The organism is Nitrosospira sp. NpAV (genome assembly GCF_000832065.1).
Taxonomy (GTDB): Bacteria; Pseudomonadota; Gammaproteobacteria; order Burkholderiales; family Nitrosomonadaceae; genus Nitrosospira.
This window is the reverse complement of record NZ_JXQM01000163.1, coordinates 1-698: the sequence shown is the minus strand read 5'-3', so window position 1 is coordinate 698 and position 698 is coordinate 1. Positions and strand designations below refer to the sequence as shown.

General features: G+C 47.3%; 2 protein-coding genes. Both read right to left on the bottom strand.

Going from position 1 to position 698, the window contains the following annotated elements:
• Positions 1–367: EamA family transporter (locus SQ11_RS15755; protein ID WP_041515154.1), on the bottom strand; the 367-nt coding region annotated here is incomplete at its 3' end.
• Between the two features lie 2 nt (positions 368–369).
• On the bottom strand, positions 370–698 hold a 329-nt coding region (locus SQ11_RS15750), incomplete at its 5' end, for a DUF190 domain-containing protein (RefSeq protein WP_041515153.1).

Here is a 698-nt window from a genome sequence, read left to right as displayed (position 1 = left end):
GATGTGTATAAGAGAAAGGAAAAGTGAAAGCAAATACAGCCGCCAAGACAAGACTGAATTTATCCTCGGGGGTAACCTTGGAAACATCACCGATTTTAAGGGCTCGGAAGTAGCACACCCAGGAAGCCCCTGTGGCCCAACCAGATAGAGCATGAAATAGCCATGTCTTGGGTAATAGCTTGAAGGGGTTGGCCCATTTACCAGTGGAGATCACAAACACAGATAGAACGACGATGATGATAGCTGTCCTGATTAAGGTGGCCAAATCAGCATCCACATCCTGAACACCTACCTTAACAAAGATAGCGGTTAATGCCGCAAAAATAGCGGATAACAATGCCCAATAAAACCAGTCGTATGAAGTCATCTTCAATCTCCCTGTGGATCGTCGGTCATCCCAAATTCAATCGGTGTCTTGATATAGAACACACTGATCTTTTCATCGCGCAGCCGCTGTAACAGACGTTTATTGTCCGCTTCGCTGAGTGCCATCGTTACCTCGATAGGCTGATCAGCCAGTTCAAAGAAACATGCAGCGTGTAACTTGCGATCGCGCCCGAAACCTTTGGTTGCTGCGATCAAAGTTGCGCCACCTACTCCAAGTTTACGCGCTTCTTCAATCAACCAGTTGCCCAAGGGCTGATATCCGTGCTTGCGGTCTTGCTGGGTGAAAAATGTCAATTGATAGCCTTGCATGG